Origin of the sequence: Actinoplanes sp. NPDC049681, from assembly GCF_044465265.1 — a bacterium.
GTDB lineage: Bacteria > Actinomycetota > Actinomycetes > Mycobacteriales > Micromonosporaceae > Actinoplanes.
Genome location: NZ_JBITLP010000012.1, coordinates 86,680 through 104,889, shown reverse-complemented (window position 1 = coordinate 104,889; position 18,210 = coordinate 86,680). Strand labels below are relative to the sequence as shown.

Below are 18,210 nucleotides of genomic sequence, written 5' to 3'. Positions count from 1 at the left end.
ACCGGAGAAACCCGGGTTACGACAAAGAGCGCCTGGGGCAGACTTCCCCACAGGCGCTCCTGAGTACTTGGGAACCAAACTGACACAACGGTGGGAGCCTAGCACGGAGGAGGAGCGCCGACGGTGATCCGCGCACAAGTGGCACAGGAGCTCAAGGACGCCGGCCTGATCTGGAAGCCGGCGCCCGGGGACCGCTTCGTCATTCCCGACCGGGACCTCGACGAGGACGTGTTCGTCCTGAGCAACATGACCATCGAGGTGTACCCGGTGCCGGAAGGCCAGGTGATCGGCTTCAACGGCACGACGGAATGGGCGCTCGACGACGTCGAGTTCGGCGAGGCGTTGTGGCTGCCGCGCGAGGATCAGCTCCGGGAGCTGCTCGCGGGGACGTTCCGGGCGTTACGCAGGACCGACACCGGCTACGACGTCGACATCACCCTCCTGGGTGAGGACCGTACGTTCACCGCCGGCTCGCCGGAGGACGGGTACGCGGCGGCTCTGCTGCACCTGCTCGCCGCCGCGGGGCTGTGAGACACGCCTCAGTCAGGAGGATTCCGGGACGTCGGTGATGAGAGCGGCCAAACCTTCGGCATCCAGGAGGTCGGCCGGGCGGACGGTCACGCCGTCGCGGACGTAGTGGAAGCCCGCCCGCACCCGCGACACCGGAACCCCGGCCAGCGTCGCCCACGCCAGGCGGTACGCCGCGAGCTGGACCGTCGCCGCAGCGGCGTCTGCCGCGGCTGGGCGCCGGCCGGTCTTCCAGTCGATCACGTCGTAGCGGCCGCCTGGCTCGGCGAATACCGCGTCCATCCGGCCCCTGATGACGACGCCCGCCACGGTGGTGGCGAACGGGACCTCGACTTCCGCGGGCGTACGGTCGGCCCACTCGCCGGCCAGGAACGCCTCCTGCAGCGCGGCCAGCTCCTCGTCGGCCGCCGCGTCGTCGTCCGCGGCGCCGGGGAGCTCGTCGAGGTCGAGGAGGCGTACGGACCCGAACCGCTGCTCCAGCCAGGCGTGGAACGCGGTGCCGCGGCGGGCGTACGGGGCCGGGCGGTGCGGCAGGGGGCGACGCAGGGAGCGGGCCAGCATTTGCGGGTCGCGGCGGAGGACAACGAGCTGGGAGACCGACAGGTGCGGGGGCAGGGCCACCTCGAGCGGGCCGTCGCGCCGGGCGCGTTCCTCGCGCTCCGCCAGCAGCAGCGTCGCCTCACGGCGCCAGCGTGAGATGTCCGGATCACCCTGGTCGTCCGCCGGGCCGCCCGGCGGCTCGCCCTCCGGCTCGGTGCGGTCGTCCGCCAGCCCCACCAGCTCGGCCGCCAGCCCAGCGCGGGCGCCGACCTCCTCGTCACCCTCCGCAAGCTCCGCGAACGCCAGCGCGTCCTCCGGCGTCGGCGCCGCGATCATCCGCCGGATCAGGTCCGCCGCGGCCGCCATGGCCGGCCGGCGAGCACCCAGCGGATCCGACGGCCACTCCGCCGACGCCACCAGCTCCGCCGACGGATTGGCCGCATCCCCCGGTGGCTCCGGCGCCCAGTGCTCGACGACGCCCGCGCCCTCCTCGCACGAGGCCCGGATCTCCTCCAGGAACACCGACGGCCCCCGGGGGCGCTTCACCCCGTCGCCCCACCAGTACCCCGACGCCAGCAACAACCGCCGCGGGCGGGTCACGGCCACGTACGCCAGCCGGCGCTCCTCCCGCTCATCGTGCTCACGCCAGGCTCGGCTGAACGCCCCGAGCGCGGCGGCCGCGTCCTTCTGGTCCACCGCCTCGGACAGGTCCAGCGCCGGGAGGCCCGCCGCATCCCCGCGCAGCGGGAAGGGCAGAACCCCGATGCCGCCCACGTAGTTGTCGGAGCCGCGGCTGATGCCGGGCCAGACGTTCTTCGTCAGGCCCGCCACCGAGACCACGTCCCATTCGAGCCCCTTCGCGGCGTGGGCGGTCAGCACCTGGACCGCGCCCTCGACCACGTCGACCTGCCCGGGGGCGAGCCCGCGTTCCTCCTCCTCGGCCGCGGCGAGGAACGCCAGGAAGCCGGCGATGGTGCCGCCGTCGGTGTCGCTCGCGTACCGGGCCGCGACGTCGCCGAGCGCGTCCAGGTGGCCGCGGGCCAGGCCCGCGTCGCCCGCGCCCCAGCCGCGGACGGCCACCTCCACGTCCAGACCGATGGTCCGCTCGATGTCGGCGACCAGATCGGGCAGCGGCTGGTCCAGGCGGTGCCGCAATTCGGCCAGCTCTTTGCTGTACGCCCGCAGCCGCGCGTACCCCTCCTGGGAGTACTGCTGGGCCGCCCCGAGATCGGCCATGGCCTCCACGAGCGTGGCGTCGTCCAGCCGGTCCCCCACGACCTGCTGTGCCTCGTCGTCACCGGTGGTGCCGGCGACCCGGGCGGCGGCGATCGCGCGGGCGCGGCGGTGCAGTGCCACCAGGTCCCGTGGTCCGATCCGCCACCGGGCGCCGGTGAGCAGCCGCAGCAGCGCCGCGCCGTCGGTGGGGTCGGCCAGCACCCGCAGCGTGCAGACGACGTCGCGGACCTCCGGGGTGTCGAGAAGGCCGCCCAGCCCCACCACCTCGACGGGCAGGCCCCGGGACCGCAGCGCCTCCTCGATGGCCGGGATCTGGCTGCGCACGCGGACGAGCACGGCGCTGGTCGGGCGCTTCTCCACCGGGATGTCGCCGGGCAGCGCCTCGGGCAGCCGGGCCACCGACCGCCACGCCGCCAGCATCGAGTCGGCGATCCACTCGGCTTCTTCCGCGTACGTGTGCAGCAGAGCGCACGCGACCGTACGCCCACCCACCCGATCAGCCACCCGCTGAGCCGGAATGAGCTCGGCAACGCGGGCGCCCGCGGCGCGCAGCGGCCGCGACAGAGCGTTGGCGACCTGGAGGATCTCGGGGCGGTTGCGCCAGCTCCGGGTCAGGTTGAGCACCCACGCCTCGCGCCCGCCCGGCCCGGTGAACTCCGCCGGGAACCGGTCGAGCGTGCCCGCGGAGGCCCCCCGCCACCCGTAGATCGACTGGCACGGGTCGCCGACCGCCGTGACCGGATGCCCGCCGCCGAAGAGCGCGTTGAGCAGCACGACCTGCGCGTGGCTGGTGTCCTGGTACTCGTCCAGCAGCACGATCTTGTAGCGGCCCCGCTCGATCTCGCCGACCTCCGGATGATCCCGGGCGACCAGCGCCGCACGGGCCAGCTGATCACCGAAGTCCATCGCCTCGAGGTCGAGTTTGCGCTGGTCGTAGAGGCGCACCAGGGGCAGCAGGGTGAGCCGGTGCTGCTGGCGCTGCAGCATGTCGGTGACGTCTTTGTAGACCCGCCCCGGCAGCGACTGCACCTCGGCGAAGAACCGTCCGGTCCAGGCGGCCAGGTCGTCCGGCGTGACGAGATGCTCGGCCAGCTCGGCCGAGAGCGCGAGCACATCGTCGGTCACCGTGCCGGGGGCGCGGTTGAGGCCGGTCATCTCCCCCGTGTACGACCGCACGAGCGAATCCACGACCTGCCACCGGGCCGCCTCGGTCAGCAACCGGGCGGACGGCTCGTACCCGGCGCGCAGCCCGTGCTCGGTGACGATCCTCGCGGCGAACGAGTGGTACGTGGCAACCGTCGGCTCGCCGGCCAGGGCGTCCTGCTGCCCGAGCCGCCGGATCAGCTGGCCGAGGCGCGTACGCACCCGGTGCGCCAGTTCGCCGGCGGCCTTGCGCGTGAAGGTGAGGCCGAGGATCTCGTCCGGGTGGGCGTACCCGTTGGCGACCAGCCAGACCACCCGGGAGGCCATCGTCTCGGTCTTGCCGGACCCGGCGCCCGCGACCACCAGGACGGGCTCGACCGGCGCGGCGATGATCGCGGCCTGTTCCGGGGTCGGCGCGTGCAACCGGAGCAGCTTGGCCAGCTCGACCGGGGTGTAACGAGGACCGGAGTCGGCCCGCCGGCGCGGCCGGGGTGCCGCGTCCGCGAAGAGACTGGGCTGGGTCATCGGCCGTCCGCGGAGGTCGTGGGCGGGCCGGGCTCGACGACCTGGCGGCCCTGGCCGCTGATCGGACAGCTGGTCCGGACGGGACAGACGCGGCACTTCGCGTTGGCGACCGCGGAGAAGGTGGCCGCGGCCATGGTGTCGGCGGTGCGGCGGACCATCGCGTACGCCCAGTTGGGATCTTCGGCCTCGGCGAGCGGAAGCTGCATCTGCTCGCGTGCCTCCTTGGTGGGCCCGAGCTGCACGAGGGCCGCCCCGCCGCTCCCGGCGCCGCCGCCGAGCTCGTCGAAGGCCCCCGCGTCCACAGCGGCCTGATAGCCGGCGAGCTGCGCGTGCTCCTCCACCTCGCCCGCCGTGACCGCGGTGGTCTTGCCGGTCTTGAGGTCGATCACCACGAGCCGGCCCTGCTCGTCGACCTCGAGACGGTCCACCCGGCCGGTGAGCTGGATCGGCCGGGACGGGTCGTCGAGGCGGACCGTGAACTCGTGCTCGATGGCCAGCAGCCGCCGCGGGTTGCGCGCCAGCCACCGCAGCAGTTTGTCAACCATGCCCTGGGCACGCTCCTGCTCGGGCCCCGCCAGCCAGCGCGCGGCCAGTTCGATGGCGTCGAAGCGCGCGGACACGTACTCGACGAGCCGCTCCCGGTCGGCGTTCGCGTCCTCGGCGAGCATGGCGGCGGCGTGCACGAGGTTGCCGACGCCCTGGGCGGGCCCAGCCGGTGCCGCACCGCCGTGGCGTTCGAGCAGCCAGCGCAGGCTGCACCGCAGGGCGCTCTCCATCGCCGAGGGGGTGACCTTGACGGGCTCGCCCTCGTCGACCAGGGGGCGGTCGTCGGAGAGCGGCCTGAGCCCCCACCATTCGTCGGGGTGCGCGCCGGGGACACCGGCCCGGGCAAGTCGGGCCAGCTCGGCCGCGGCGGCCTGCCGCCGGGCGGGCGTCGCATGGGGCGCGACGACGACGGTACGCAGCTCGGCGACCAGCGCGGCCAGGGTAAGTGCGCGCGGCGGGCGGCCCACGGGAACGTCGACCTCGACCTCGGCCGGCACGGTGTCCTCGAGACCGGGACCGGCCGGCGCAGGATCCGAAGGGCCGGAGCCGGAAGTGCCAGGGTGGGAAAGGCCGAGATCCCAGGGAGCCGGTTCGGAACCGCCGGGGTCGGACGGTCCCGGATCGGTAAGGCCGGGATCAGAGGGGTCCGGATCGGGAGGGCCCGGGTCGGACCGGCCGGGATCGGACGGTCCCGGATCGGAAAGGCCGGGATCAGAGGGGTCCCGATCGGGAGGGCCCGGGTCGGACCGGCCGGGATCGGACGGGCCGGGATCGGACGGGCCGGGATCGGAAGGGTCCGGAGGCGGGGGCGGATCGCCGCCGTCACGGCGGTCGGGTAGGGCGAGCTCGGCCAGGAATCGGCTCGGCTGCTCCTCCCCGTCCGAGCCACCCACGCTCGCCGAGGCCACCGCGGTCACGATCAGCCGCTGCCGGGCCCGGGTCGTCGCCACGTAGAACAGCCGGCGTTCCTCGTCGAGCAGGGCCGACGTCTGCCCGACCACCGCGGCGGCTCCGGCGGCGGCTCGGCCGGCCAGGAAGTCGACCAGCCGTTCCGAGCCGAGCAGGCTGCCGCGCAGGCGCAGGTCGGGCCAGATGCCTTCCTGTACGCCGGCCAGTACGACGACGTCCCACTCCATGCCCTTGGCGGCGTGCGCGGTGAGCAGGCGTACGGCCTCGCCGCGGTCGGCGGACGGGGCGATCGAGTCGGCGGGCAGGTCCTGGCCCAGCACGTGGTCGAGGAACACCTCGGTGCGCGCTCCGGGCAGGCGGTCCACGAAGCGGGCCGCGGCGTCGAAGAGGACCACCATGGCGTCCAGGTCTCGGTCGGCTGCCTCGGCTCGCCATTGGCGCGCCCGGCCGCCCTCCGCGCCGGGTTCCACGGGGGCGCCGCGGGTGCTCAGGGCGTACCAGCGCTCGGCGAGACCGCTTTCGTGCCAGACGGCCCACAGGACCTGTTCCGCGGTCGCGCCCGGCGCCGCCGCGGTTTCGCGGGCCACGGCGATGAGCCGGGCGATGGTTTGGGCCGGCAGGGCCCAGCGGCGTTCCACCATGTCCAGGCCGGCCGGGTCGCGGATGGCGTCGACGAGCAGTTCGCCGGAGGGGCGGCGGTCGCCGGCCGCGAGCGCGAGGGCGCGCAGGCCCTGCCGGAGGCGCCGCTCGGCCAGCGGGTCGGCCCCGCCCAGCGGCGAGTGCAGCAGCGCCACCGCGGACTCCTCGTCGAGCGCCTTCGGCTCGAGGGCGCATCGCAGGAGCAGCAGGAACGGCGCCACGGCGGGCTGCAGGTGCAGGGGAAGATCTTCCGCGTGGGTGACGGTCGGTACGCCCGCAGCGGACAGCCCGCGCTGCAGTGACGGCAGCTGCAGGCTGGTGGAGCGCAGCAGCACCGCCATCCGTGACCACGGCACCCCGTGCAGCAGGTGCGCCTCGCGCAACGCGTGGGCGACGAACGCGGTCTCGCTGGTCGCCGACCGGAACGTCCGCACGACGGCGCTCGCGGGCACCGGTGCTGGGGCAGGGTGGGGCGCGTGCAGCGCGCGGTGCCCGGCGCGGCCCCGCATCCGGCGGGCGACGCGACTCGTCGAGGCCAGCAGTCCTGCTGCCGCGCGATAGCTGGTGTGCAGCGTGACCGTTTCGGCGAGCGCTCCGGAGGCGGTGCGGAACCGGGTCGGAAAGGCGCTGACCGCCTCGGGGTCCGCGCCGCGGAAGCCGTAGATGGACGAGTCCGGGTCGCCGAACGCCACCAGGGGTTTGCCGCCTCCCGCGATCAGCGCGAGCAGATCGATCTGGGCCGGATCGGTGTCGGCGAGCTCGTCGACGTAGACGAACTCCACCCGCCGCCGCTCGGCCTCCAGCAGCGCGGGGTCGTCGCGGAGCAGGCCGGACGCGGCCCGGACCAGCTCGGCCGGGTCGTATGCGGTCGAGCCGCGGGTGGTGACGTCGCGCAGGGCGAGGACCGCCACGTATTCCCGGACGAAGCGGGCCGCCGCGGGCCAGTCGTCGCGGCCCAGCCGCTCGCCCAGCCGGGCCAGTTCGACCGGTCCGACGCCGCGCTCGGCGGCGCGTTGCATGAGGTCGCGCAGCTGTTGCGCGAAGGCGCGGGTGGGCAGCGCGGGACGTAGCGCCTCCGGCCAGCGCACCGTGTCGGGCGCCTCGTCGTCGCCGACGACCGCGAGCAGCTCGCGGATGATGAGGTCCTGCTCCGGGCCGGTGAGCAGGCGGGGCGACGGCTCGCCGCGTTCGGCGGCGGCCCGGCGGAGCAGGCCGAATGCGTACGCGTGGAAGGTGCGCACCAGCGGCTCGTGGAACGTCGGGCCGGAGATCCGGGCCTCGATGCGGTCCCGGAGCGCGGTGGCGCCGCGGCGGCCGAAGGTGAGCACGAGGATCTTCTCGGGGTCCACTCCGGAGGCGATCCGGGCGGCGACCGCCTCGACCAGGACCGTGGTCTTGCCCGTGCCGGGGCCCCCGACCACCAGCAGCGGCCCGCTTGTGTGCTGCACCACGTGCTGCTGCAGGGTGTCCTCGCGGAGCTCGGCCGCGGCGGGTGCGGGGCGGCGCACCAGCCGGTAGGCGGGCCGGCGCACCGCGGGAGTCGAGGTCACGGCACCAATAAACCACGCACCTGTGACAGGAACGCGGTCAGGGCTTTCCCACCGAGGCGCGCAGGCGTACGGGCATCGGCACGCGGTGCACGGCCGGGTCCTGCGGCGAGCCCAGCAGCAGTTCCACCGCCTTCCAGCCGAGCTGGTAATGCGGCAGGGAGATGCTGGTGAGCTGGGGCCGGAGCCACGCGGCGAGGTCGGAGTCGTCGAAGGACAGCACCGCCACGTCGTCCGGGATGGCCCGGCCGGCCTCGCGCAGCGCCTGGTACGCCCCCAGCGCCACCCGGTCGTTGAAGCAGATCAGCGCCTTGGGGGTGAGTCCGCCGGCGAGCGCCTGCCGGACCGCTTCGTACGCGGGCTCGGGCCACCAGTCGCACTCGATCGTGCCGGCCATCTTGATGCCGGCGGCGCCGAAGCCCTCCCGGATTCCCGCGAGGCGCTCGCGGCCGGCGAAGACGTGGTGTGCCGGGCTGCCGACGAGGTGGATGCCGTCGCGGTAGCCGGCGTCGGCGAGAGTCTTGGCGGCGCTCCACCCGGCCGCGACCTCGTCGGGGATGACCGAGTGGTACGCCGGCCGCGCCGCCCGGGTGAGGCAGTTGAGCAGGACGACCGGGCGTCCCTTGAGCAGTTTGGGCACCCGGACGTAGCGGGTGAACATGCTGGCGTAGACGAAGGCGTCCACCTGCCGGTCGAGGAAATCCGAGATGAGCTTCTCCTCGACGACCGCGTCGCCCTCGGTCTCGCCGATGAAGAGCAGGTGGCCGTGCGCGACCGCCGCGGCGAGGCTGCCGTGGATCGCGCGGCCGGCGTACGGGTCGGACGCGAGCGTGTCGGAGACCAGCGCGATGGTCTTGGTGACCTTCGTCCGCAGGCTCCGGGCCATGAGGTTGGGCCGGTAGTCCAGCTCCTGGGCCGCCCGGAGGACCCGTTGCCGGGCGTCTTCCGAGATTCGCATGTCCAGGTGGCGTCCGGTCAGGACGAACGACGCCGTACTGCGGGACACGCCGGCCCGCTGTGCGACCTGTAGCAGGGTCGCCCGTTGCGGGGGCATGAGCAGAGTCTTCCACGCCGTGTCGAGCGGCCCGACGGCGATCCGCGCCTTTCGCGAAACGTGACAGCGCGGTGACGCATCGACGACTCTTGACGTCCGGCGCCCCGGAGAGCAGGGTCATGCTAAACCCATCTAGCACCACACCCGGGACCCCCTGCCGGGCCGGCAGCCACCACTCGCACCGGTCCGGCAGGGCCCGGGTCGCAGACCTCGTCGTCGCGGGTCGCCGTGGGCCCGCGGCGACGAGTAGAGACCGGACCCGCCTCGGCAGCGTCGAAGCCGCCCTGCGGGCGAATCTTCGCGCGCGTCCGGTGAGAGCGCGCCGCCGTGTCGCCCGGCGGGCTGCCGAGGTCCCCGGTCACGCCGGGGACGGGCGGACTCCCGTCCCCGGCGTGACACCCACGGACTGTGCCGGTGCGGGATCAGTCGTTGGCGTGCAGCGCGGCGTTGAGCTCGATGCCGGTGCCCTTGCGGGGCCGGGCCTCCAGCGCCCCCGTGACGGAGTTGCGCCAGAACAGCAGGCCGTTGACGCCCGACAGCTCACGGGCCTTGACCACGCGGCCGTCCGGGAGGGTCAGCTTCGAGCCGGCCGTGATGTAGCAGCCGGCCTCCACCACGCAGTCGTCACCGAGCGAGATGCCGATGCCGGCGTTCGCGCCGAGCAGGCTGCGTTCGCCGATGGAGACCTTGTCCTTGCCGCCGCCGGAGAGCGTACCCATGATCGAGGAGCCGGCGCCGACATCGGAGCTGTCGCCGACGACGACGCCCTGCACGATGCGGCCCTCGACCATGGAGGTGCCGAGCGTGCCGGCGTTGAAGTTGCAGAAGCCCTCGTGCATCACCGTCGTGCCGCTGGCCAGGTGCGCGCCGAGACGGACCCGGTCGGCGTCGGCGATGCGGACGCCGGAGGGCACCACGTAGTCCGTCATCCGCGGGAACTTGTCGACGCCGTACACGCTCAGGTGACGCCCGGCGGCGCGCTCGATGAGGCGCAGCTCGTCGACCCGGTCGGGCGGGCAGGGCCCGGCGGAGGTCCAGGCGACGTTGGCCAGCATGCCGAAGATGCCGTCGAGGTTCTGCTCGTTCGGCTTCACCAGGCGGTGCGACAGCAGGTGCAGCCGCAGGTACGCGTCCGAGGAGTCCTTGATCGGCTCGGCGAGCGAGGCCACCTCGGTGCGTACCTCGACGGTGGCGAGGCCGGCGAGGGCCTTCGGGCCCACGAGGCCGGCGGGCAGGGTCGGTGGTTCGGCGGGCACGGTGCCCAGGCCGAGGAAGCCGGCGGGGTACCAGGTGTCGAGCACCGTTCCGTCGGCGGTGACGGTGGCGAGGCCGATGCCCCAGGCGGCCGAGGTCGAGATCGCGCTACTCACGACGCGAACCCTACTAGCGATGCGGGCGGTAGCCGACGATGGGCGTACTCACCGTGAGGAGGACCGCTTCAGGCCTGGGCCGGCCGCGGAATCTCGATCGTGGCCTCGGGGTCGGTGGCGGTGTCGGCCGGCGGCGCAAGGGCGAGGGCCATGCGGCGCTCCTCGACCACCAGGCGGATCCGCCGCTGCATGCGGCGCTGCATCTTCATTCGCTCGTAACGGGTCATCACGGTGGCTCCTTCGCCGAGATGCCCGGCCGGAGCCGGACGCCGTGCCTGGCCGTGCGGGGTGGTAACTGTACAGACGTTGCGGAGCTACCGTCCGTTGCTTCAATCTGGCAAAAAGGCCGCGAGGCCGCAATCCTCTTGGCGAAACCCAACCGGTTATTCACCGGTTACGGACCGTCCGCACTACCGTGGGTGCCATGACGGACAGCACCAACGGCCGCAGACGCGTACCCCAGGAGCGTCATCGCGGCGCCGTCACGCTTCGGCGTGAATCGATTCCGCCGAGCACCGCGGATGAGAAACTGCTCGACTCGCACCATCGCGGGGAGTGGAAGACCAAGGATGCCTGGCGGGCGCTGCGCATCCTCTCCGAGTTCGTCGAGGGCTTCGACACCCTGGCCGATCTGCCGCCGGCGGTGAGCGTCTTCGGCTCCGCCCGCAGCACCCCGGACAGCCCCGAGTGCGAGATGGCCGCCCAGCTCGGGGCGGCTCTGGCCGAGGCCGGCTACGCGGTGATCACGGGGGGCGGCCCCGGCGTCATGGAGGCGGCCAACCGGGGCGCGACCGAGGCCGGCGGCATGTCGGTCGGGCTCGGCATCGAGCTGCCCTTCGAGCAGGGCCTCAACGACTGGGTCGACATCGGCATCGATTTCCGCTACTTCTTCGTGCGCAAGACCATGTTTGTCAAGTACGCGCAGGCGTTCGTCGTCCTGCCGGGTGGCTTCGGCACGCTCGACGAGCTCTTCGAGGCGATCACCCTCGTGCAGACCCGCAAGGTCACCCGCTTCCCCGTGATCCTCATGGGCACCGATTACTGGAGCGGCCTGCTCGACTGGATCAAGCAGCGGCTGCTCGCCGACGGCAAGGTCGGTCCGGACGACATGGAACTGATCATGGTGACGGACGACGTCGAGGAGGCCGTACAGATCATCGTGAGCGCCGAGAACGGGAAGCGGTGACGTGGCGGCGATCTGCGTCTTCTGCGCCTCCTCCGTCCACCTCGACCGCAAGCACCTGGATCTCGCGTTCGCCTTCGGCAAGGCGCTCGGGCCGCGCGGGCACTCCCTGGTCTCCGGGGGCGGCCGCGTCGGCATGATGGGCGCGGTCGCCGAGGGCGCCCGCGCCTCGGGCGCCCACACGCTCGGGGTGATCCCGCAGTCCCTCGTGGACCTCGAGGTCGCCGACACCGCCTCCGACGAGCTGATCGTCACGACCGACATGGGCGCCCGCAAGAACCTCATGATCGAGCGCTCGGACGCGTTCGTCACCCTGCCCGGCGGGCTCGGCACCCTCGACGAGCTCTTCGAGGTCTGGACGACGGCCACGCTGGACCTGCACCGCAAGCCGATCGTGGTGCTCGACCCGGACGGCTTCTACACCGGCCTGTGGCAGTGGCTCGGCGAGCTCGCCGACACGGCCTTCGTGCGCCGGCCGGCGCTGGCGCAGGTGACCCTCGTGTCCTCCATCGACGCGGCGCTCGACCACATCGAGCAGAATCGCGGGGTATGACGGCGCAGGCGCACGTGGCCCGCTTCGGCTGATTCAGCGCAGCGCGCCGGCCGCAGCAGCCTTCACCGCTTCGGTGAGCGCGGCCAACGCCGTGGATTCCATGCGCCAGAACTGCCAGTACAGCGGCACGTCCAGGTGCCGGTCCGGGGCCAGGCCGACGAGCCGGCCGGCCGCGATGTCCGCCTGGGCGATCCGCTCCGGCACCAGGCCCCACCCCAGCCCGAGCCGGATGGCGTCCACGAAGGCCGCCGCCGCGGGGACGTAGTGGATGGGCGGGTCGGTGCCGCGCCGGGCCGCCGACGCGAGGAAGCGGTGCTGGAGCCGATCCTTGCGGTTCAGGACGATCATCGGCGTGGTCTCGAAGTCGTCGAAGACCCCGGGCGCGGCGACCGCCAGGTAGCGCATCGCGCCCAGCTTCTCCACGCGGCATCCCTGGACGGCGGCGTGTTGGGCGGTGACCGCGGCCATGGCCGTACCGGCTCGCAGCAGGTCCGCGGTGTGGTCCTGGTCCTCCTGGTGCAGGTCGAAGCTCAGCGCCAGCTCCGGCGGGACCGCGGCCAGGGCGGTCAGGAACCAGGTGTGCAGAGAGTCGGCGTTGACGACCACGGATATCCGCGTACGCCCACCGCCGCCGAGCGCCCCGCGCGCCGCGTCCAGCGCCTCACGTTCCAGGAGCAGGATCTGGCCGGCGAGGCGTACCAGGGCCTGACCCGCCTCGGTGGGTTCGGCGGGCTTGGTGCGGCGTACGAGCACCTGCCCGACCGTCTGCTCCAGCGCCTTGATCCGCTGGCTCACCGCCGACGGCGTGACGTGCAGCACCCGGGCGGCCGCGTCGAAGCTGCCCTCCTCGATCACCGCCTGGAACGTGGCGAGCTGCGCGGCGTCCATCAGAATTCCTTATGTTCCTGAAGAATCATTAGTGGGATTACACCACCCGGCAGCCCTACCGTCGACGGCGTGCTCATCGCCGTCCTCGCCGGGTTCGCCGCGTCCGTCGTGCTCATCGTCGCGATCGGCGCGCAGAACGCCTTCGTGCTGCGTCAGGGCCTGCGCCGCGAGCACGTCGTACCCGTGGTCCTGACCTGCGCGATCTCGGACGCCTTGCTGATCTCGGCCGGCATCGCCGGCCTCGGGACCGTCGTGGCCCGGCACCCGGCGGCAGTGACGGCCATCCGGTGGTGCGGGGCCGCCTTCCTTGTGGGGTACGCGCTCCTGGCCGCGAAGCGAGCCCTCAGGCCGGCCGCCCTCTCGCCCACCGGAACCACCCCCGCCACCCTGCGCGCGACCCTGCTGACCTGCCTGGCCCTGACCTACCTGAACCCGCACGTGTACCTCGACACCGTGCTGTTGCTCGGCTCACTGGCCCAGCAGTACGCCGACCGGTGGCTGTTCGGCGTAGGAGCCGCGGCGGCCAGCGCGACGTGGTTCGTGGCGCTGGGGCTGGGCGCGCGCAAGCTGGCACCCGTACTGAACAGGCCCGTCGCGTGGCGGATTCTGGACTGCCTGATCGCGGCCGTCATGGCCGGCCTCGCCGTGGCCCTGCTGTCCCGCCCGTGACCGCGGGAGATTAGACAGCCATCGAGCGATTTGCACCCATCGACTAGACACGGGCGCATGCGCAGAATTCTCGTGTCGGCCGCGCTCGCCGCGGCCGTGGTTGTCGGAGCCGGCGGGCAGGCCTGGGCGGCGCCCCCGTCCGGACCCGCCGGGGTGCCCGGCGGATGGTCCGTGGAGGGCGGCCAGCTCACCTGGCGCTCGGGCGAACGGTTGCCGATGGGCGATGCCGCCGTCGAGTTCTGGGCCGGCGGCAAGCTGCTGGGCCGGCCGAAGCCCCAGCGTGACCAGAAGACCTTCAAGCTCGACCTCCGCGAGGTGCCCAGCCTCGACTCGCTGCAGGTCCGCGCCGGTGGCAAGCGCCTCGACGAGGCCGCGCCCCGGGCCCACCGGCAGGCCGCGGCGCCGGCTCAGGCGCCCGCCGCTCCCCCGGCCAACGCCGTGGACCCCGGCGTCAAGGGTCCCTACCGGACGGTCCGAGGCGAGTACAGCCTCGCCGGCGTGAAGCTCCCGGACTTCCCCCAGAAGGTCGAGATGCAGGCCGTCGTCGTCGCGCCGAAGGGTGCGCCCGGCAAGCGCCCGCTGGCGCTGTTCCTGCACGGCCGCCACTCGGTCTGCTACGACGGCGCCGACGAGAGCGCCCCTCAGGACTGGCCGTGCCCGACCGGCACGCAGCCCATCCCGAGCCACCGCGGCTACCTGCAGGCCCAGGAGCTCCTGGCCTCGCAGGGCTACATCACGGTCTCCATCTCCGCCAACGGCATCAACGGCCAGGACAACGCGGCCGAGGACGGCGGCGCGCAGGCCCGCTCCTCACTGGTACGCCAGCACCTCGCCAAGTGGGCGTCCTGGGCGGGCAGCGGCCGCACCGGAGCCCCGGCGATCGTGCGCGACGCCCCCCGCGCCGACATGTCCAAGGTGCTGCTGATGGGTCACTCCCGCGGCGGTGAGGGCGTGAGCCGCGCCGCCATGGACTCGCTGACGCCGCCCCCGTCCGCCCAGGACGGCTACCACGGCAAGGTGCGGTGGACGATCCGTGGCCTGCTGCTGATCGGCCCGACGATCTTCGGCCACGACCCGGTGCCGGACGTGCCGTCGGCGACGATCCTCCCCGGCTGCGACGGTGACGTCTCCGACCTGCAGGGCCAGATGTTCACCGACGAGACGCGCGGGGTGAGCCGAGGCAAGGCCCTGCACAGCTCCCTGTACGTGATCGGCGCCAACCACAACTTCTTCAACAGCGAGTGGACTCCCGGGCAGGCGGCCGCGCCGGCGTGGGACGACTTCCAGAGCGAGGAGCCCGACGCGGTCTGCTCGCCCGGCACGGCGACGCGGCTGACGGCCCAGCAGGAGCAGAAGGCGGGTGCGACGTACATCGCGGCGGCCGCCCGGCTGTTCGTCGGGCGTGACGACCGGGTGCGCCCGCTGCTCGACGGCACCGGCGTGCGCGCGCCGTCCGCCGACCCGGCCCGCGTGCTCAGCCACGCGCTGGGCGCCCGGCGTACCCCCGCGCTGATCCCGGACAAGACGGTCCAGGTGTCCGGCGGGGGCCGGATCTGCACGCAGGTCAGCAACGACGCCGCCGCGGCCTGCCTCAACCCTGAGGACTGGTCCACCCGCTCGGCCCACTTCGTGTCCTTCAACGGCATCTCGCCCGAGCCCGGCCGGTACGCCGCCGAGCTCACCTGGTCGGCGGCGGGCCGGCCGATCACCCTGAAGCCGTCGCACCCGGCCTCCGTCACCGGGTCCCGTGACCTGGCGCTGCGGCTCATGGTGCCGCCGAACACCACCAACACCCGGTTCGGCGTCGCGGTGATCGACACCCACGGGCGGCGTACGGCCCTGGGCGACGTCCGCGTGGACGGCCTGCCCGGCAGCGCCAACACCACCTCGCACTGGGCCCGGGAGGTGCGGGTGCCGCTCGGCCACTTCTCCGGCAAGGTGGCGAAGCTGCAGCTCACGCCGCGCACTGCCACCGGCCGCGCGTGGCTGATCGACGCGTGGGGCTGGAAGGCCGGCACGCCCGATCCGCAGGAGGTCTCGCTGCCGCGGATCGACATCGGCAACCTCGCCGTCGACGAGGGCAACTCCGGCAGCCGGACGTACACGGTCCCGGTGAAGATCACGGGGCGCGGGGCGGGCCGGGTGCGGCTCTTCCTGGTCGACGCGACCACGTACAAAAGCACCTCGTGGGTGGCGACCGTCCACCCGGGCGACCGTACGATCCGGGTGCCGGTGAAGGTCAAGGGCGACACCCTGTTCGGCGAGGGCGAGGGGAAGGTGCTGGCCGCCAAGGCCGAGCGCGGCCTGGTGATCGGCGACTACCAGGGCGGCGTCGAGGTCCGCAACGACGACCCGGCGCCGACGGTCACCGTCGACCCGGTCGCCGCGGCGGTGGCCGAGGGCGGCACGCTGCGCTGGCGGATCACCCTGTCGGCGCCGGCCGAGACGGACTTCTCCTTCTGGGCGTCCCCGCAGGCCCCCGCCACCGGTACGGAGCTGTCCAGCACCGATGTGGATCCGGCGTGGTTCCGCGAGAGCACCTCGCAGGAGCCCGAGCCCTCGCGCCCGCTGTCCGAGACGTGGCTGACCCCGTTCACCGACATCCCGGCCGGCAAGACCTCCGGTGAGCTGACGGTGCCCACCATCACGGACGGCCTCGCCGAGGGCGCCGAGGTCGTGGAGCTGCACTTCGAGGAGGACCGCGGGCTCCCGCCGGTCACCGGCACCGTGACCGGCTGATCCGTCGCGTCACCCCTCCGGGAGCTGGGAGAACCTGACCATGTTCCCGGAGGGGTCGCGGAAGGCACAGTCGCGGACGCCGTACGGCTGGTCGATGGGTTCCTGGAGCACGTCGGCCCCGGAGGCGCGAACCTTCTCGAAGGTCTTGTCGCAGTCGTCGGTGCGGAAGATGACGCCCGGCAGGAGTCCCTTGGCCAGCAGGTCGGCGGTGGCCCGGCGGTCCTCGTCCGAGGTGTGCGGGAAGTAGCCGGGGATCTCCAGCCCGAGCTCCACCCCGGCCTGGCCCGGCGCGCTGAGGGTCAGCCAGCGGTTGTCCTCGAACTCGACGTCGGTGCGTACCTCGAGCCCCACGACGTCGCGGTAGAAGGCGAGCGCGGCGTCGTAGTCGTGGACGACGAGGAAGCAGTGTGACAGCGAAATCGTCATGCGGCTCACGCTAGGACCGGCCGCCGCCACCGGGCTTCTCGAAATCTGACCGGTCCCAGAGCAGTTTCCTGATCCGATCGGCGAGCTCGGGCAGCGCGAGCGGGCCGGTCGTGTCGATCCGGACCACCGGCCCGAGCCCCAGCGGCTCAGCTTCGGCGGCCCAGGCGGCCCAATCCCGGGCGAGCCGCTCGCCGTCGGCGTGCACGGACGGGCGCCGGCGACCGGCGGAGAAGCGCGCCCGGGCGACGTCAGCCGGGGCCTCGCACCAGACCTCGACCGTGGCGGTGGCCCCGGTGCGGGCCAGACCGGCCCGGACCCGCTCGAGGTCGCGCGGCGGGAACCACGCGTCGATCACCACCATGCCGCTCAGCGCCGCGGCCAGTGTCCAGACGGTCTCCATCGCCACCACGGGCAGGCCGGGCACCTCGGTCACCACGGCCTGGCTCAGCGCTTCCTCGATCCGCTCCGGGTCCAGGCAGACGGCCCCCAGCGCGGCGGCGAGCCGGGGTGCCACGGTGCTCTTGCCCGAGCCCGGCAGACCGTTCACCATCACGACGTCGCGTGCCATGCCGAGCACGATGACACACGTCGCGCCGGGCTTGACCCTCGACCTTGTCGAGGCACCAGCGTGCCGAGGTGTGGAGAGCGGGATGTACGGGATCGGCGAGGTGGCCCGGGCCAGCGGCCTGGGCGTCAGCGCCCTGCGGTTCTACGACCGCGCCGGGGTGCTGGTCCCCGCGCAGGTCGACCCGGTGACCGGCTACCGGCGCTACCGAGCGGCGCAGATCCGCGCCGCACGCCTGGTGGCCGGGCTGCGCCGGGTGGGCATGCCGGTGCCGGACATCGCCCGCGCGGTCGCGGAGCTGGATCGTCCTCCGGTGGTGCGCGAGCTGCTCGAGGAGCATCTGCGCCGGCTGGAGGGCGGCCTCGCCGACGCCCGCCGAGAGCTCTCCCGGATCCATCGGTTGCTGGACCTCGAGGAGATCACCATGACCCGCATCACTCTGCCCGCCGCCGCGCTCGCCGTCGCCCTGGACGCGGTCCGGTTCGCCGCCGCGGCGGACCCGGCCGTACCCATGATCAACGGCGTTCTGTTCGAGGTGGGGCCGGACGTCGTCACCCTGGTCGCCACCGACCGCTACCGGATGGCGGTCGCGGAGGCCGCCGCCGCGGTGGCCGGGCCGCCGGTCCGGGTGGTGGCGCCCCTGCCGTTCGCGGACGCCCTGCGGCCCCTGCTCACAGGCACGGTCGCCGTGGAACTGAGCGCGTCGGCGATCACCGCCGAGGCTCCCGGGCACCGGCTGGCAGCCGAGCCGCTCGACGTCGACTTCCCCGATCACCGCCGCCTGGCCGAGCCGTCCGGGCCCCGGGCCCAGCGGATCACGGTCGACGTGCCGGCTCTGCGGGAGCGGCTGGGCAGCGCCGCCCCGGTGCGGCGCGAGCACGAGAGCGTCGCGTACGACGTGGTGATCCTCACCGTCGACCCTCGGGCGGCGTACGACTCGCGGGCGAGGACGCTTGGGCCGCCGATCGGCGGCGCATGTGGCGGTCAACCGGGAGTTTCTGCTGCAGGCCCTGGACGCGGGCGGCGCCGGTCAGCTGGTGCTGGAGCTGGACGGGCCGATCAAGCCGCTGGCCGTACGGGGCGCGGGCGGCTACTCACTCCTCATGCCGGTTCGTCACTGAAGGGCGATCCCGGCCGCGGAGGTGAGCGT

General features: G+C 73.4%; 13 protein-coding genes and 1 pseudogene. 6 read left to right on the top strand and 8 right to left on the bottom strand.

The annotated features are described in order from the left end of the window. Window positions 1-123: 123 nt before the first annotated feature. Window positions 124-531 carry a pilus assembly protein CpaE gene (locus ACIBO8_RS36075; protein WP_396120017.1) on the top strand — a complete coding sequence of 136 codons (408 nt, stop codon included), beginning with the start codon at window positions 124-126 and terminating at the stop codon, window positions 529-531. 12 nt (window positions 532-543) lie between these two features. On the opposite strand, the gene ACIBO8_RS36070 is transcribed toward ACIBO8_RS36075, so the two are convergent. From ACIBO8_RS36070 to ACIBO8_RS36050, 5 genes are all read right to left on the bottom strand, one after another. Continuing rightward, window positions 544-3,972, bottom strand: coding sequence for a UvrD-helicase domain-containing protein (locus ACIBO8_RS36070; RefSeq protein ID WP_396120016.1), 3,429 nt, complete (start codon window positions 3,970-3,972; stop codon window positions 544-546). Beyond that, window positions 3,969-7,616, bottom strand: a complete 3,648-nt coding sequence (locus tag ACIBO8_RS36065; RefSeq protein WP_396120015.1) for an ATP-dependent helicase — start codon at window positions 7,614-7,616, stop codon at window positions 3,969-3,971. Before ACIBO8_RS36065 ends, ACIBO8_RS36070 begins: the two co-directional genes overlap by 4 nt. A 37-nt stretch (window positions 7,617-7,653) precedes the next feature. Then, window positions 7,654-8,667 carry a LacI family DNA-binding transcriptional regulator gene (locus tag ACIBO8_RS36060; protein WP_396120014.1) on the bottom strand — a complete coding sequence of 338 codons (1,014 nt, stop codon included), beginning with the start codon at window positions 8,665-8,667 and terminating at the stop codon, window positions 7,654-7,656. A gap of 422 nt (window positions 8,668-9,089) precedes the next feature. Continuing rightward, a complete protein-coding gene (gene dapD, locus ACIBO8_RS36055; RefSeq protein ID WP_396120013.1) occupies window positions 9,090-10,037 on the bottom strand; it encodes a 2,3,4,5-tetrahydropyridine-2,6-dicarboxylate N-succinyltransferase in 948 nt (315 codons plus the stop codon). Between the two features lie 68 nt (window positions 10,038-10,105). Continuing rightward, entirely contained in the window at window positions 10,106-10,264 is a 159-nt protein-coding gene (locus tag ACIBO8_RS36050; protein ID WP_396120012.1) for a hypothetical protein, read from the bottom strand. A 197-nt stretch (window positions 10,265-10,461) separates the two neighbouring features. Here ACIBO8_RS36050 and ACIBO8_RS36045 point away from each other — a divergent pair, with 197 nt between their 5' ends. Continuing rightward, entirely contained in the window at window positions 10,462-11,223 is a 762-nt protein-coding gene (locus ACIBO8_RS36045) for a TIGR00730 family Rossman fold protein (RefSeq protein WP_396120011.1), read from the top strand. A 1-nt stretch (window position 11,224) separates the two neighbouring features. Beyond that, a complete protein-coding gene (locus tag ACIBO8_RS36040) occupies window positions 11,225-11,773 on the top strand; it encodes a TIGR00730 family Rossman fold protein (protein ID WP_396120010.1) in 549 nt (182 codons plus the stop codon). Between the two features lie 33 nt (window positions 11,774-11,806). Here the strand turns inward: ACIBO8_RS36040 and ACIBO8_RS36035 are convergent, their stop codons facing one another. Then, window positions 11,807-12,664 carry a LysR family transcriptional regulator ArgP gene (locus ACIBO8_RS36035; protein WP_396120047.1) on the bottom strand — a complete coding sequence of 286 codons (858 nt, stop codon included), beginning with the start codon at window positions 12,662-12,664 and terminating at the stop codon, window positions 11,807-11,809. 66 nt (window positions 12,665-12,730) lie between these two features. Between ACIBO8_RS36035 and ACIBO8_RS36030 the strand changes: the two genes are divergently transcribed. Continuing rightward, window positions 12,731-13,330: a LysE/ArgO family amino acid transporter gene (locus tag ACIBO8_RS36030; protein WP_396120009.1), complete on the top strand. Its 600-nt coding sequence runs from the start codon at window positions 12,731-12,733 to the stop codon at window positions 13,328-13,330. Window positions 13,331-13,387: 57 nt separating this feature from the next. Further along, window positions 13,388-16,069, top strand: a complete 2,682-nt coding sequence (locus ACIBO8_RS36025; protein ID WP_396120008.1) for a hypothetical protein — start codon at window positions 13,388-13,390, stop codon at window positions 16,067-16,069. 9 nt (window positions 16,070-16,078) lie between these two features. Here the strand turns inward: ACIBO8_RS36025 and ACIBO8_RS36020 are convergent, their stop codons facing one another. Together ACIBO8_RS36020 and ACIBO8_RS36015 are read right to left on the bottom strand one after the other, a co-directional pair. Next, window positions 16,079-16,495, bottom strand: coding sequence for a VOC family protein (locus ACIBO8_RS36020; protein WP_396120007.1), 417 nt, complete (start codon window positions 16,493-16,495; stop codon window positions 16,079-16,081). Window positions 16,496-16,505: 10 nt separating this feature from the next. After that, window positions 16,506-17,063, bottom strand: a complete 558-nt coding sequence (locus tag ACIBO8_RS36015; RefSeq protein WP_396120006.1) for an AAA family ATPase — start codon at window positions 17,061-17,063, stop codon at window positions 16,506-16,508. Window positions 17,064-17,145: 82 nt separating this feature from the next. On the opposite strand from ACIBO8_RS36015, the pseudogene ACIBO8_RS36010 reads away from it, so the two are divergent. Next, window positions 17,146-18,181: pseudogene (locus tag ACIBO8_RS36010) on the top strand (MerR family transcriptional regulator). The last annotated feature ends 29 nt before the right edge of the window (window positions 18,182-18,210 follow it).

Bases quoted from the DNA above. Each gene is read 5' to 3' on its own strand.
- ACIBO8_RS36025 (WP_396120008.1), top strand. From the start codon at position 13,388: ATGCGCAGAATTCTCGTGTCGGCCGCGCTCGCCGCGGCCGTGGTTGTC.
- ACIBO8_RS36015 (WP_396120006.1), bottom strand. From the start codon at position 17,063: ATGGCACGCGACGTCGTGATGGTGAACGGTCTGCCGGGCTCGGGCAAG.
- ACIBO8_RS36045 (WP_396120011.1), top strand. From the start codon at position 10,462: ATGACGGACAGCACCAACGGCCGCAGACGCGTACCCCAGGAGCGTCAT.
- ACIBO8_RS36020 (WP_396120007.1), bottom strand. From the start codon at position 16,495: ATGACGATTTCGCTGTCACACTGCTTCCTCGTCGTCCACGACTACGAC.
- ACIBO8_RS36070 (WP_396120016.1), bottom strand. From the start codon at position 3,972: ATGACCCAGCCCAGTCTCTTCGCGGACGCGGCACCCCGGCCGCGCCGG.
- ACIBO8_RS36050 (WP_396120012.1), bottom strand. From the start codon at position 10,264: ATGACCCGTTACGAGCGAATGAAGATGCAGCGCCGCATGCAGCGGCGG.
- ACIBO8_RS36060 (WP_396120014.1), bottom strand. From the start codon at position 8,667: ATGCCCCCGCAACGGGCGACCCTGCTACAGGTCGCACAGCGGGCCGGC.